Source organism: Duganella sp. CF458, from assembly GCF_900113115.1.
Taxonomy (GTDB): domain Bacteria; phylum Pseudomonadota; class Gammaproteobacteria; order Burkholderiales; family Burkholderiaceae_D; genus Rugamonas.
Genome location: NZ_FOOF01000009.1, coordinates 173,525 through 188,075, shown reverse-complemented (window position 1 = coordinate 188,075; position 14,551 = coordinate 173,525). Strand labels below are relative to the sequence as shown.

Here is a 14,551-nt window from a genome sequence, read left to right as displayed (position 1 = left end):
GCGCCAGCCAGGCTACTCCGAGATCTCGACCAGCTTGTAGCCCGGGTCGGAGGTGATCTGGGCTTCGGTGTAGGGCAGCTTGATCCATTGGCCCTTGGCGTACAGCTTGGTCTCGTCGTTGAAGTGCGGACTGTCCGGGTTCGAGGACTGGCCGTAGGTCAGGATGCCTTCCGCCACCGGCCCGCTATCGTCCCAGGTCACGAACTGGATATAGCTGTTGCCGTAGGCGCCGGCGTTGGTTTTCGAGTCAGCCGTGTAAATCCAGATGCCGGGATAGATTTCGTTCTTCACGCCGCGCCAGTTCATGAAGGTATAGCGCCCGCCCGGCACGGCGAGGCTGCCGTCGGGACGCGAGATGGACTGCACTTCTTCCGGGCGGGTCCGGCGTTTTGCCGCGGTATCGAACTGGCTGCCGGCGACCAGCGCTTCCAGCTTGGCCATGGCGGCGGGAATGCCGGCGGCGCCACGCGGCGTTTCCAGCGGATCGGCCGGATTGTAGGGTACGCTCCACCAGGACGCCGCATTCAATTCACCCAGCGCCGCATACAGCTCGTGGAACAGGATGGCGCCGGCGCTGCCCGGCGCATGGCTCTTGTCCCACGCCTGCAGCACCGTGCAGGCGTCCTTGGCCGCTGCCGTTGCGGTGCCGGAAGCCAGGCAGGCGGCAGTGAATTCCGGCAGCCATTTCTGCGCCTTGAAGAAGCGCGCCTGCAAGTAGATCTGCTGCAGGTTGGCCATGGTGAAGCGGTTGCCCGCCAGTCCATCGGCACCGGCCAGGCGGTCGCGCACGATGGCGTGGCCGGTACGGGTGCGGTTGTTCTGCGGGGCGCCTTCCAGGTTCGGGCCGGTCGCGATGATTTTCGGATAGCCGGTGAGGAAGGTGGCGGCGGACGGCCACCAGTGGCTGTCGTTGGCGTTCAGGATGTAGTCGCTGCGCTTGACCCAGGGCCGCTGGGCGGCGCCGACCGCACCCGACCAGTCGCAGGCCGACGAGGTGCCGGCCATCACCACCACGCCGGTGCTGGCCATGATGTCCTGGAACGGCGCGCCTTGTGCCGCGCCTGGAACGCAGCCGGCCAGTTGCGCGTTCTGCACATTGGCCGCCACCGAGAAGTTGCCATACAGGGTGTCGCCGGCGCGGTCGGCCGCCATGGTGTTCACCCATGGCATGGCGACATAGGTGGAGGCTGCGCTGCGCAACTCGTCCACGCTGGCCGCCTTGCCGTTCAGGATGACCTGGTCGATCAGCTTGTAGTTGGCCAGGTTGGCGTCCTGGATCGCGAATCCCGACGCCGTGCCCCAGGCGAAGGAACTATCCATCAGCATCGGGCCGAACTCGGTGGTGTACAGGGTGCGCGACAGCGGGGTGATGGCCCCGTCGGCGCCCTTGACGCTGATCGTCAGCGGCACCGCCGTCATGGCCACCGGCTTGCCGTCCTTGATATAGCGGGTCGGGTTGCCCGGCGCGAGCGCCAGGTAGCGCAACGTGAAGCGGTTGTCGGTCGAGAAGGTATGGGTCCAGGCCACCTTGTCGTTAAAGCCGATCAGCGGCAGCGGCACGCCCAGCAGGGTGGCGCCGTACACGTCATAACCCTTGCCGGTGACGGTCAGGTGCAACTGGTTCAGGCGCAGCGCGCCCCACCACGGGAAGTGCGGATTGCCGAACACCATGCCCTTGCCGGACTGCGTCACGTCCTTGCCCAGGCCAAAGCCGTTGGAGCCGATGCTGTGTTCCTGCAGCGCCTGCAGCCCTTTGGCAATCGAGGAATTGGCATAGTCCGACGCTGCCAGCAGGCGCGGCTTGCTGCGCTTGAGCAGCGCGGCCGTGGCGCTTTTCGGCGGCTGCGCCGAGCCGATCTGCTTGATGAAGGCCAGCGAGCTGCCGGCCATTGCCGCTTGTGCGAAGCGCAGGTAGGCGTCGTCCTCCGTCATCGGCTGCACCCAGGCGGCGTTGTTGCAGGCCGTCGGCAGGCTGGCCGGCGGCGTCTCTTTCAGGTAGCGGTTGTAGCCGGCCACGAAGCCAGCGGTCAGGTCTTGCGCGTCCTGGCTGGAGGCGGCCTTGATCCTGGCCGCCAGCGCCGGGGTGAACTGCAGCTTGTAGAAGAAGTCGGAATCGATATTGCCGAAAGTGTCGCCCAACTGGCCAAGGTAGCCGCCGGCACCGCCGAAGTACCTGGCGCGCTCGCCGTGCAATGTCACCAGTTCTTCCGCGTACAGGCAGATGTTTTCCTTGGCAAAGGCATAGCCATAGCCGTAGCCGGCGCCCTTGAAGGTTTCCGCCTTGATGTGCGGCACGCCGTAGGAGGTGTAGCGGATCGAGGCGACGAAATTGGTACCGGTGATTGGCGCGGTGGTGGGCGGCGCCGGCGGGTCGTCGCTGCTGCTGCCGCAGGCCGCCAGCAGGGCAAAGGGAATCAAGCACAGAATACGGGATAAAACATGCTGTCTCATCTTGTCTCCTAGTTTTCGGTATTGGCAAAGTTATTTGCTTGGCAATAATAACCCGGCCCGGCATGAAAAGCAGGAATGCCCCATAATCGCCGTTCATTGTCCGACCTAGTGAGTTTGCGCATGACCGGCATTACCGACTTCCCTATCAACGCCAAATGGCCCGCCCGGCATCCTGAGCGCCTGCAGCTGTACTCCCTGCCGACGCCGAACGGCGTCAAGGTATCGATCATGCTGGAAGAAATCGGCCTCGCCTACGAGCCGCACCTGGTCAGCTTCGACAGCAACGACCAGATGTCGCCGGAATTCCTGTCGCTGAACCCGAACAACAAGATCCCGGCCATCATCGATCCGGACGGCCCCGGCGGCAAAGCGCTGCCGCTGTTCGAATCCGGCGCGATCCTGATCTACCTGGCCGAAAAGACCGGCAAGCTGCTGCCGCAGGACGCGGCGGCGCGCTACGAAACCATGCAGTGGGTGATGTTCCAGATGGGCGGCATCGGCCCGATGTTCGGCCAGGTCGGCTTCTTCCACAAATTCGCCGGCAAGGAATACGAAGACAAGCGCCCGCGCGACCGCTACATCAGCGAATCGGCGCGCTTGCTCGGCGTGCTGGAGCAGCGCCTGCAAGGCCGCAAGTGGATCATGGGCGAGCAGTTCAGCATCGCCGATATCGCGATCTTCCCGTGGGTGCGCAACCTGGTGGAACATTATGGCGCCGGCGAGCTGGTCGGCTTCGAGCAATTCACCAATGTGCGCCGCGTGCTGGGCGCCTTCGTTGACCGCCCGGCTGTGGCGCGCGGCCTGAATATTCCGGCCCGAGGCTAAATTCCTGCAAGTGACGGGCGTACAATGGCTGGGCTGGATTCACCTGGCCCGGGAGCATCGCCATGCTACGCCTTCACCGCTTGTTTGCCGTCTTCCTGCTGCTGGCCGCCGCGCTGGCAGCCCCCGCCCACGCTGGCAAGCCTTACCAGTATTACGCGGTGGGCGACCCCACTGACGTCGTCCTGCCGCAGCCGAAAAAAACCAGCCTGGTGCTGATGGGCGGCGGGCCTGACGTCGACGCCGCCTTTGCCTGGCTGATCCAGAAAGGTGGCGGCGGCAACTTCGTCGTGATCCGCAGCCGCGGCACCGACGCCTACAACCCCTATATCTACGCCATGGGCGGCGCGCGCTCGGTGGAGACGCTGGTGATCCCCAGCCGCGAAGCCGCCAACGATCCTTTCGTGATCGAGCGGATCCGCAACGCGGAAGAATTGTTCATCGCCGGCGGCGACCAGTCGGACTACATCAATTTCTGGCAAGGCACGCCGGTGCAGGCGGCAATCCAGGAACTGGCAGGGCGCAGGATCCCGATCGGCGGCACCAGCGCAGGGCTGGCGCTGATGGGTCGCTTCGGCTTTGCTGCGCTGAACGGCAGCATCACGTCGGAAGCGGCGCTGGCCGATCCTTTCGACAAGCGCATGACGCTGGAGCGCGGCTTCCTGCTGCTGCCCGAGCTGGGCAGCGTGATCACCGATGCCCACTTCGATACGCGCGACCGGCTGGGGCGCCTGGTGGCCTTCATCGCCCGCATCGTCAACGATGGCTGGGCCGGCATGGCGCGCGGCATCGGGGTGGACGTGGAAACGGCACTGCTGGTGGAAGATGGCAAAGGCACGCGCGTCGGCGCGGGCTCGGTGACCTTCCTGCAGTCGGTCGGACTGCCGCAGGTATGCCAGCCGAAACAGCCTTTGACCTACCTCAACCTGCAAGGCCAGCGCATGTCGGGCGGCGGCAGCTTCGACCTGCGCAACTGGGCCGGCTATGGCGGGGCGACGCTGCCGTTTACCGTGTCCGCCGAAGCCGGGGTGCTGCTTACCAGGTAAAGTCGTCCGGGATCTTGTAGTCGGCGTAAGGATCGTCTTCCGCCGGCTGCTCGCCGGCGGCCTTCTTGATCGCCACCACCACTTCCGGCATGCGCTCGGCGATCTTCTCGCCCACCACCTTCGGCAAGAGTTCGGCCACACCGTCCAGCACCACGATCACCAGGCGGCCGTTGACCAGGTGCTGCTGCACCTGGTCCGACACGTAGATGCGCTCGATCTTGCTGCCGATGGTGAAGTGGTAGGCCACATCGCCGTTGCCCTTGGGCTGGCGGTGCTGCTGCACCATCTGGACCACCTGGGCCAGGATGGCCTTCTGGGCGGCGGCCGCATCGCGCTGCGCGTTCAGTTCGCGCGCCCGCTCGGCGTTCTTGCGCTGCAGTTCCAGCGCGGCCTCGCGCGACTGGTCGACGGCCTTGGTGCCGCTGCGCAGTTCTTCCTTGTGCTGCTTGGACTTGTCCTGCTGCGCCTTGTTGACTTTCTTCTTGTCGACCAGGCCAGCCTTCATCAGTTGTTCTTGCAACGAAACCATGTTTACACTCCTTTATTGCCCGCAGTTTAACAGAGCAGGTATAGTCGTCCAATGAACCGGCTGATCCTCTTCGCAAGCGCCTGGGTGGCGCACTTGCCCGCCGCCCAGGCGGGCGACGCGGAACAACTGGCGGCCATGGTCAATGCCTGGCGCGCGGCCCCGGCCACCTGCCAGGGCAAGCTGCGTCCCGCCGTGCCGCTGCTGACGCCAAGGCCGGTGCTATCGCGCATTGCGCTGCGGCCGGGCATCATCCTGCTGGCCGCTTTGGATAGCGCCGGCTACGATCCCGAAGTGGCCGACGCGGTCAACGTGGAAGGGCCTGGCGATGCGCGCAGCGCCTTCGACATCTTGCGCGAATCGTATTGCGCCACCCTGGGCAGCACGCGTTACCGCGATATCGGCGCCCACCGCTCCGGCAACGAATGGACCATCGTGCTGGCAGCACCGACGCCCAACCCGGTGGCGCTGTTGCCGGGCAATGCCGCAGCGGCGCAGCAGGTTTTCCAGGCGACCAACGCGGCCCGTGCCGAGGCGCGCCAATGCGGCGACAGCTGGATGGAAGCGGCGCCGCCGCTGGCCTGGAACCGGCAGCTGGCCGACGCGGCGCAGGCGCATAGCGAGGACATGGCGCTGCAAGGCTACTTCGCCCACAAGAACAAGCAAGGCAACGAGGTGCCGCAGCGGGCGGAAGCGCATGGCTACCGCTGGCGCCATGTCGGCGAAAACATCTCGCGCGGCCAGACCAGCGCGCAGGAAGCCGTGACGGGCTGGCTCAACAGCCCGGGCCATTGCCGCAACCTGATGAATCCCAAATTCACCGAGTTCGGCGCCGGCGTCAGCATCCGCCACAGCAAGCGTCCGGCGGCCTACTGGACCCAGGTCTTCGGCGCCCCGCGCTGAGCTTGACATCCGCCCCTTGCGTACTAGGCTTATCTGATCGGCAGCCTGCGGCATGCCGCTGCAGGTGCCGGTGATTGGGGGATGCCATGGACACCAAAAAATTCATCAGTGAATGCTACCAGCTGTATGCGGCAGGCGACCTGAAAGGCCTGCTGGCACGCTTCAACAACGATGCGGACTTGAACAGTCCAGAGTCTGACTACCTGCCCATAGGCGGCAGCTATCACGGCCAGCAACAAATAGCCGAGTACTTCGTGAAGATGAATGAAACGGTCCAGTGCACCTACCTGGAACCCAAGACCATGGTGCAGGAAGGTGATACTGTAGTGGTGACCGGCGATTCAAGCTGGATCGCGCGCAGCACCGGCATTGCCTACGACAACCCGTTCGTCCATATCTTCAAAATGCGCGACGATAAAATCGCGGCAGTGCGCAGCTATTGGGACACCAGCAAGCTGGAACATGCCTTGCATCCTGCCACCACCGGCCAGGCTGCCGGGAAACCGTTGCACCACTAAACAGGAGAGCCGATATGCCGACTGCCCGTGCCCTGCCCCTGATGCTGTGCCTCGCGGCCGGCGCCCTGCCGACCGGTTCGCAGGCGCTGCGCGAACCGGTGTTCGACCCGCTGCTGGATGGCGCCCTGTGCGCCAACCCGGCCGGCGGGCGGCCCATCATGCTGGCCATGCTGGCGCAAGCGGAAACGGCGCCATTCAAGCCGGTGCAGCAGGCGCGCACGGCCCAGCAGGCCAGCCCGCCGCCGCTGTACCAGGACCTGGGCAAGCTGCATTGGTCGATCACCACGCGCAGCCCGCGCGCCCAGGCCTTCTTCGACCAGGGCTTGCGCCTGCTGTTCGCCTTCAACCACGCCGAAGCGGCGCGCGCCTTCCATGCGGCCCAGCAGGCCGACCCGCAGTGCGCCATGTGCCACTGGGGCGAGGCGCTGGTGCTGGGGCCGAACATCAACGCACCGATGTTCCCCGAAATGGCGGCGCCGGCCTTCGCGGCGGCCGAGCGCGCAGCGGCGGCGGCCAGCAGCGCCAGCCCGGTGGAACAGGCACTGGTACGCGCCGTCGGCAAGCGCTACGCCGCGCAGCCGCCGGCCGACCGCGCACCGCTGGACCAGGCGTATGCCGCCGCCATGACCGAAGCGGCGCGCAGTTTCCCCAACGAGGACACGGTGCAGGTGCTGTTTGCCGAATCGCTGATGGACCTGTCGCCCTGGAATTATTGGGAAGCCGGCGGCGCCAGCCCGAAAGGCCGCACCCAGGAAATGGTCGATGCGCTGGAACGGGTGCTGGAGCGCAATCCCAGCCACCCTGGCGCGATCCACTACTACATCCACGCGGTGGAAGCGTCGACCCATCCCGAAAAGGCGCTGCCCTATGCGCGCCAGCTGGCCAGGCAGATTCCCGGCGCCGGCCATATCGTGCACATGCCCTCGCACATCTACTACCGTGTCGGCATGTACAAGGATGCGCTGCAGTCGAATCTCGATGCCATCGCCATCGACGAGAAATACTTCCGCGCGGCCGCCAGCGATGCCGTGTACAAGGGCGCCTACTATCCGCACAACATCCACTTCGCCATGGTGTCGGCGCTGATGGGCGGCGACGGCAAGGCCACGCTGCAAGCCACGCAAAGGCTGGAGCAAGCGATCAGCCCCGAACAGTTGCGCGCGATCCCGCCGATGCAGCCGGTGCGCGCCTCGCCCTATTTCGCGCATGTGCAGTTCAGCAGCCCCGAAACGCTGCTGGCCCTGCCGGCGCCGGCCGAGGAATTCGTGCTGCTGCGCGCGATGTGGCATTACGCGCGCGCGGTCGGCTTCGCACGCAAGGGCATGTGGGACGACAGCCAGCGCGAGGTGGACAGCATTGCCGCCATCGAGCAGAAGGCCGACTTCAAGCCGCTGGTTGACTGGGGCGTGCCGGGCGCCGATATCGTGCGCACCGCGCGCCTGGTGGCGGCGGGCAAGCTGGCCGAAGCGAAAGGCGAACTGCCCAGCGCCATCACCCTGTTCACGCAGGCGGTCGCGGCGCAGGACGCGCTGCCCTATACCGAGCCGCCGTACTGGTATTACCCGGTACGCCAGTCGCTGGGCGCGGCGCTGCTGAAAGCCGGCAAGCTGGATGAGGCGGAAGCGGCGTTCCGCGCCTCGTTCGCCAAGACGCCCAGCAACGGCTGGGCCTTGCGCGGCCTGGTCGCCGTGTATGAGAAACGCGGCGACAAGGCAGCGGCGGCGGCCACCCGCAAGCGCTTCGCCGCCACCTGGCTGGGTCCCAAAGGCGGACCGGAACTGGCCCGCCTGTGAGCCGGGCTGGCGGCGCGGTCGCGCGCAAGCGCCAGGGCCGCTGCCTCCCGATGGAGGCGCTGCGGCCCGGGCGCGGTATTACTTCTTCTTGGCCTTGGCTTTCGGCGCCGGCACCTGCGACTGCGCGGCGACGGGCTGCTGCGAAGCGGCGGTGGTGCCGCCCTGCACGCCCAGCGCGCCGCCGGTGCCCAGGCCGCCCGCGACTTCCTGCTGCTTGTAGTTGCGCACTGCGCGCACCACGTTGTTGTACGAATCCATGAAGGCCGCCACCAGGATCTTGCCTTCCGGGGTATTGGTGTAGCCGCCGGCGCCGCCGGCCGCGCCGCCGCCGAACATGGCGCCGAACATGCCGAAATCGGTGTTCTTGGCGCTGCCCTCGGCAGCCGCCAGCTGCACGCCGGAACGGTTGTCGATCATCAGCAACATGGTCGACGCTTCATTGGTCTTCATATTGCCGGCCACCACGCCGGCCACGCTGCCGATCAGGCCAAAGCCGCCCAGCGCGCCGCCGACGCCCGACGTGCCCTTCTGGCTGAAGGTGATGGTCGGGCTCATGGTGTAGTCGGCAGCGGCGATCTGGCCTTTGCCGTAGTTGCTGTTGGCGCGCATTTCGCCGGATTTTTCCAGCGCGCGCTCACCCATCATATGGTCCATGGCCGCGCCGCGTTCCACCACCACGAAGCAGTTCGACTGCTGGATCATCATGCGCAGCACCGGGGTGGTGGAGCCCAGCTTGTACTGGCTCAGTTGCTGGAACCACGGCATGCTGCGGTCTTCAACCACCGACAGGGTGCCCAGCGGCCGCTCGCATTTTTCCAGTTGGGTGCTGGCATTGGCAGCGGTGGCGCCGCCGGCGCTGCCGGTGGCCACCGTACTGCCGCCGCCCAGGGTTGGTTGGGTGCCGGCACAACCCGCCAGCGCCAGGGCCGCTACGGCCGCGAACAGTTTGGTTTTCATATGAAGGTCCCCTGATTATTGGATGAAACCGACGATTTTATAAGAAAGGCATGTCATAAAAACTATCAAATAGTCACTCTTGCGCCACGGCTACAGCGGTGACACGGCGCGCCATTGGGCGTACCATCAAGGTTCCTAAGAGCAAGGAAGCAAGCGCATGGCTGCCCCCGACCAGATCACCCACTGGCGCGAAAAAATCTTTGCCCGCCTGGTCCAGATCGTGCTGGTACTGGGCTTGGCCACGGCCATTCCCAGCATCGCGCAATCGCTGCGCGAGGGCCTGTGGGGCGTGGTGGTGGTCGACCTGATCGCGCTGTCCTGGCTGACGGCCCTGTGGCGGCTGCAGGAAGTGGTGTCCTACCCCTTGCGCGCCATGCAGTTCCTGCTGATTACCTTCGTGGTGGGCGTGGCGCTGATGCTGCAGGTCGGACCGGTGGCGCACACCTACCTGTTGGCGGTACCCTGCCTGGCCGCGCTGCTGGTGGGGCTGAAGCCGGCCATGTGGCTGCTGCTGGCCGGCGCGCTGGCCATCGTCTTGACCGGCTTGGCGCCGGCGCCCGATCCGGCTGCGATGGGCATGGCCGACGACGCCATCACGCGCGCCGCCATCGTGGCGCTGAATTACCTGTTTATCGCCGGCGTGCTGACCATGAGCTGCGGCGTGCTGCTGCGCCACCTGGCGCGTTCGCTGGCCGAGGGCGAGCAACTGGCCTTCTACGACCCGCTGACCGGGCTGCCGAACCGGCGCCTGCTGCTGGACCGCCTGGCCGGCCTGCTGGCCAGTTCCGAGCGCCAGCACCTGTTCAGCGCCGTGATGTTCGTCGACCTCGACCGCTTCAAGACCATCAACGATGCGCGCGGCCATGCCACCGGCGACCACCTGCTGCGCCTGGCCGCCCAGCGCCTGGAAGAGCTGGTGCGCAAGAGCGACACCGTGGCGCGCATCGGCGGCGACGAATTCGTGGTGCTGCTGGCGCACCTGGCGCCGGACCTGGCGGCGGCCGGTAACGCCGCGCAAGCGGTGGCGGAAAAGATCCGCGCAGCGCTGGCGCAGGAATTCGAGATCGCCGGCCAGGGCTACGGCTGCTCGGCCAGCATCGGCGTCACGCTGCTGCCCAGGTACGGCCGGCAAGCCGACGACCTGCTGCGCGAAGCCGATACGGCGATGTACCGCGCCAAGGGCGCCGGCCGCAACGGCATTGCCTTCTTCGAGTCGGCCATGCAGGCCGATGTCGAACGGCGCCTGACGCTGGAACGCGAGCTGGCGCAAGCGATCGAGCAGGAGCGGCTGCACATGGCCTACCAGCCGCAGTTCGATTGCCAGGGCCGGCTGCACGGCGCGGAATTGCTGATGCGCTGGGAGCGCGACGACGGCGCCATGGTGGCGCCGGCCATCTTCATCGCGCTGGCCGAAGACGCGGGGTTGATCGTGCCGCTCGGCTTATGGGCGCTGCAGCAGGCCTGCCTGGCGCAGCAGCGCATGTCGGAGCTGGGCCTGTCCTTGCCGCTGTCGGTCAATGTCAGCCCGCAGCAGTTCCGCCAGGCCGATTTCGTGCAGCAGGTGCGCCGCATCTTGCAGGAGCATGGCGTGGCGCCGGCGCTGCTGATCCTGGAGGTGACGGAAGGGTTGCTGGTGGAGCGGCTCGACGAAATCGTGGCGCGCATGAACGAGCTGGCGGTGCTCGGCGTGCGCTTTTCCATCGACGATTTCGGCACCGGCTATTCCAGCCTGGCGTACCTGAAGCGCATGCCGCTGTACGAGCTGAAGATCGACCGCAGCTTCATCATGGACATGCCGGACGATGCCAGCGACGTGGTGATCGTGCAGACCATCCTGGCCATGGCCGGCCAGATGGGCTTGCGGGTGGTGGCGGAAGGGGTGGAGACGCAGGCCCAGGCCGACTTCCTGGCGGCCCACGGTTGCCATGCACTGCAAGGCTACCTGCTGGGCCGCCCGGCGCCGCTGCCGGCGCTGCTCGACCTGCTGACGGCGCAGGCCGCGCTCTCCCCCAAGGCCAACGTTTAGTTCAGCTTCACCGTCAGCGCCTTGCGGATCGCCACGCAGCGCTGGTCTTCCTGGTGTGCCACCAGCAGCGAACGGCGGGTGCCGGCGCTCAAGCCAGGATTGGCGTCGGCCGTATCGGCCAGGCGCTGCACGCTGGCGGCGGTGCAGGTGGCCGGGATCATGGCGCCGGCATAGTCGCGCATGAAGACCGGACCGGCCGCCTTGTCCAGCTGCGGCAGCTGCGCCAGGCGGGCCGCCGCGCTTTGTTCATTGAGCGCCACCTGCGAGGACGGATACAGCGCGTGCATCGCGGTGCGGATGCGCGAGAACGGCAGCTTGGTCTGGGTATCGCCGATCCTGGCCAGCCATTCCTGCTTCACCTTCGCATCCGGCCGCGCCGCTTGCGCCGCCACCGCGGCCAGTTCGCCGCTGTCGGACTTGTCCTTGGCCTGCTCGGCCGCAATGCGCGCCTCGGCACCCGGATAATCCTTGCGGTTCAGCACAGCGATCATGTCCCAGCGCACGTCCTGGCTCAGGGTCAGGCCGGCCAGCTTCTCGCGCCCGTCCAGCAGGGCGGCGATGCGCTCCAGCGATTCCTTGCTGCCGGCCGTGCCCAGGTAGGCAGTAAACCAGCGGCGCTGGAAGTCGCCCTTGCTGGCCTTGGCCTGGCTCCAGGCCATTTTTTCCAGGCGGCCCACCACGGTGCGGGTGTAGGCGCCGTCGCTGGACATGGTGCGCAGGTAGCGGATCGACTGGCCCATCTTGCCCAGCACGTCGCCCAGCAGCACATAGTCTTTTTCCTGCGGCGCGTTGACCAGCACCGTGTCGAGGAATTCGTTGAGCGGCAGCGCGCCGTCGCGCACGTTGTCCCACATGCTATGCCACAGCATGGTGCGCAGCAGCTTGTCTTCCACCTTGCTGACGTCCTGGCGCGCGGTGGCGAAGGAGCGCGTATCGAGCTTGGCTTTCACGAAGCCCCAATCCTGGTAGTTCGGATATACCAAGTCCGGGCAGGCGGCGCCTTTCAGCTCCGCCACTTCGGTGTTGGCACCCTTGTAGGTGACCGGCAGCACCTTGGCGATGGCCAGCTGCTTGCCCTTCTTCTGCATCAGGGCCAGTTGCACGCGCTGCTCGCGCAGGGTCGGGAACTGCGCCACGGCGCTTTGCTGCAGGCTGAAGGCGTCGATCTTGCCGGCCTTGCAGCTGTAGTTGGCGGTGATGGTGTTCACGCCCGGCTGGTACAGCCAGTCCTGGGTCCACTGGCCCAGGTCGCGGCCGGCCGCTTCGGCCAGGCTGCCGATGAAGTCATCCAGCTTGGCGTTCTTCCACTGGTACTTGACCAGGTAGTTGTGCACGCCCTTACGGAAGGTTTCTTCGCCCAGCAGGTGGCGCAGCTGCTTCAGGGTCGAGGCGCCTTTCGAATAGGTGATGGCGTCGATATTGTCGAAGGCATTGGCGGTCGACGGCACCGGGGTTTCGATCGGGTGGGTGGTGACGCGCTGGTCCATCACATACGCAGCCGACTTGCCCTGGGCGTAGAAATACTGCCAGGCGGAGTCCTTGAATTCGGTGGCTTCGGCGGTGGCCAGGGTGCCCATGAAGGACGCGAAGCTCTCGTTCAGCCACAGGCCGTTCCACCACTGCATGGTGACCAGGTCGCCAAACCACTGGTGCGCCATTTCGTGCATGATCACGCTGGCCAGGTCGTGCTTCTCGGCGCTGGACATCTTGTCCTTGTGCAGGAAGGAGTGTTCGGCGAAGGTGACGGCGCCGGCGTTTTCCATCGCGCCGTACAGGAAGTCCGGCACCAGCAGCTGGTCGTATTTGCCGTACTGGTAAGGGATGCCGAAGTAATCGTCAAACCAGGCCAGGCCTTGCCTGGTGTACTCGAACCATGGTGCCGGATCGACCTGGTCGGCCACCGACTGGCGCGCGAACAGGCGCATCGGGTACTTTGCGCTGGTGGCGTCTTCCCATACTTTGTACGGGCCGGCGTGCAGCGAGAAGTTGTACGGGCTGAGGATCTTGGAGACCGGGAAGGTCCAGCGCTTGCCGTTGGCGGCGTCTTCCACCTTCGATTCGCGCGCGGTGGACACCACGGTCCAGTCGGCAGGCGCGGTGACGTTGACCTGGTAGGTGGCCTTCAGGTCCGGCTGGTCGAACAACGCGAACATCTGGTGCGCGGCGGCCGGCTCGAAGTGCGAGTAGGTGTAGACGCGGCCGTCGACCGGGTCGACCATGCGGTGCAGGCCTTCGCCGTTGGTGCTGTGCTTACGCTCGAAGTCCACGGTCACGCTGTTGCGGCCGGCCTTCAGATCGGCGGCGGCCAGCGTGATGAACCAGTTGTTGTACTGCGGGGCGGCGACCTGCTTGCCATTCACCACCAGGCGCTTGACGGTGGCCTTGTCCAGGTCCAGCGTCAGCGGCTGCGCGTTGTCCTTCAGGTCGAAGCTCACGGTGGTGGTGTTGCTGAAGCTTTCCTGGCCGGTCAGCGTGAAGTCGAGGACATAGGCGACATTCGACACGCGCGCCGAGCGGGCGGCGGCATCGACCTGGCTCAGGTAAGGGTTTTCGGCGCGCGGGGTGGCGACGCTGTTGTCGGCGGCAATGGCGCTGGTGGCGACGAGTGCACTGACTGCCAGTGTAATGGCATGAGGAACTAGCGATTTCATGGTTATCCTTAGACATGTCTCGCCCCGGACCGACCCCGGTCTGGTGGCGCAGGGATGATACCATTGGGCGATGGACATCAAACTCGAGACCCCCAACCAGCCCGAAGTCGTCGCCTTGATCGACCTGCTGGATGCCTACCAGCTATCGCTGTATCCTCCGGAGAGCGTGTATGCGCTCGACATGAATTCGCTGCTGCAGCCGAACGTGCTGTTTGCCGTGGCGCGCAACCTTGACGGCGCGGCGGTGGGCTGCGGCGCCATCGTGGTGACGCCGGAATATGGTGAGGTGAAACGCATGTTCGTGCATCCGTCTGCACGCGGCCAGGGCGTGGCGCAGCGCCTGCTCGGCATGCTGGAAACGGAAGCGCTGGCGCGCGGCTGCCGCCAGTTCATGCTGGAGACCGGCCCGTCGCAGCCGGAAGCGATCGGTTTATACCAGCGCCTGGGTTACAGCGTGCGCGGGCCGTACGGCGATTACCGCGACGATCCTTTGAGCGTGTTCATGGAGAAGGCGGCATGACGGACGCGCTACACGATCTGGTCGATCTGCGTGAGCGCACGCGCGCCTTTGCCGCCGCGCGTGACTGGGAGCAGTACCACACGCCGAAAAACCTGGCGATGGCGCTGTCGGTGGAGGTGGCCGAACTGGCCGAGCATTTCCAGTGGCTGCCGACCGGGCGTGTGGGCGAACTGGCACAGGGCCAGCAAGAAGCCATCCGCCAGGAGCTGGCCGACGTACTGCTTTACCTGGTGCAGATCGCCGACAAGCTCGATGTCGACCTGCACGCTGCGGCGCTGGATAAGATTCAGCTCAATGCCGTCAAATACCCGGCACCAAAGGCTTGACTGGCGACGGCG

General features: G+C 65.9%; 12 protein-coding genes. 8 read left to right on the top strand and 4 right to left on the bottom strand.

Features of this window, described 5'->3' with window-relative positions:
* Positions 1–12: 12 nt before the first annotated feature.
* Positions 13–2,451, bottom strand: a complete 2,439-nt coding sequence (locus BM269_RS15625; RefSeq protein ID WP_090438432.1) for a penicillin acylase family protein — start codon at positions 2,449–2,451, stop codon at positions 13–15.
* Between the two features lie 120 nt (positions 2,452–2,571).
* Here BM269_RS15625 and BM269_RS15620 point away from each other — a divergent pair, with 120 nt between their 5' ends.
* Positions 2,572–3,276: a glutathione S-transferase N-terminal domain-containing protein gene (locus BM269_RS15620; RefSeq protein ID WP_090438429.1), complete on the top strand. Its 705-nt coding sequence runs from the start codon at positions 2,572–2,574 to the stop codon at positions 3,274–3,276.
* A gap of 62 nt (positions 3,277–3,338) precedes the next feature.
* Positions 3,339–4,319 carry a cyanophycinase gene (locus BM269_RS15615; protein WP_090438426.1) on the top strand — a complete coding sequence of 327 codons (981 nt, stop codon included), beginning with the start codon at positions 3,339–3,341 and terminating at the stop codon, positions 4,317–4,319.
* On the opposite strand, the gene BM269_RS15610 is transcribed toward BM269_RS15615, so the two are convergent.
* Positions 4,309–4,848, bottom strand: coding sequence for a DUF2058 domain-containing protein (locus tag BM269_RS15610; RefSeq protein ID WP_090438423.1), 540 nt, complete (start codon positions 4,846–4,848; stop codon positions 4,309–4,311). The genes BM269_RS15615 and BM269_RS15610 overlap by 11 nt on opposite strands.
* 51 nt (positions 4,849–4,899) lie before the next feature.
* On the opposite strand from BM269_RS15610, the gene BM269_RS15605 reads away from it, so the two are divergent.
* From BM269_RS15605 to BM269_RS15595, 3 genes are all read left to right on the top strand, one after another.
* The gene (locus BM269_RS15605; protein ID WP_090438420.1) at positions 4,900–5,748 is read left to right on the top strand and encodes a CAP domain-containing protein; all 849 of its coding nucleotides are present in this window, start codon (positions 4,900–4,902) and stop codon (positions 5,746–5,748) included.
* Positions 5,749–5,834: 86 nt separating this feature from the next.
* Positions 5,835–6,266, top strand: a complete 432-nt coding sequence (locus BM269_RS15600) for a nuclear transport factor 2 family protein (protein ID WP_090438417.1) — start codon at positions 5,835–5,837, stop codon at positions 6,264–6,266.
* A gap of 14 nt (positions 6,267–6,280) precedes the next feature.
* Positions 6,281–8,059, top strand: coding sequence for a tetratricopeptide repeat protein (locus BM269_RS15595; protein ID WP_229204667.1), 1,779 nt, complete (start codon positions 6,281–6,283; stop codon positions 8,057–8,059).
* A 78-nt stretch (positions 8,060–8,137) separates the two neighbouring features.
* Here the strand turns inward: BM269_RS15595 and BM269_RS15590 are convergent, their stop codons facing one another.
* Entirely contained in the window at positions 8,138–9,016 is an 879-nt protein-coding gene (locus tag BM269_RS15590; protein WP_090438416.1) for a CsgG/HfaB family protein, read from the bottom strand.
* A gap of 157 nt (positions 9,017–9,173) precedes the next feature.
* Between BM269_RS15590 and BM269_RS15585 the strand changes: the two genes are divergently transcribed.
* The gene (locus BM269_RS15585) at positions 9,174–11,042 is read left to right on the top strand and encodes a putative bifunctional diguanylate cyclase/phosphodiesterase (RefSeq protein WP_090438413.1); all 1,869 of its coding nucleotides are present in this window, start codon (positions 9,174–9,176) and stop codon (positions 11,040–11,042) included.
* Here the strand turns inward: BM269_RS15585 and pepN are convergent.
* On the bottom strand, positions 11,039–13,693 hold the full coding sequence (pepN, locus tag BM269_RS15580) for an aminopeptidase N (RefSeq protein ID WP_090438411.1): 2,655 nt from the start codon (positions 13,691–13,693) through the stop codon (positions 11,039–11,041). The genes BM269_RS15585 and pepN overlap by 4 nt on opposite strands.
* Positions 13,694–13,763: 70 nt before the next feature.
* Between pepN and BM269_RS15575 the strand changes: the two genes are divergently transcribed.
* Entirely contained in the window at positions 13,764–14,213 is a 450-nt protein-coding gene (locus BM269_RS15575; RefSeq protein ID WP_090438409.1) for a GNAT family N-acetyltransferase, read from the top strand.
* Entirely contained in the window at positions 14,210–14,539 is a 330-nt protein-coding gene (locus BM269_RS15570; protein ID WP_090438406.1) for a nucleotide pyrophosphohydrolase, read from the top strand. Before BM269_RS15575 ends, BM269_RS15570 begins: the two co-directional genes overlap by 4 nt.
* The last annotated feature ends 12 nt before the right edge of the window (positions 14,540–14,551 follow it).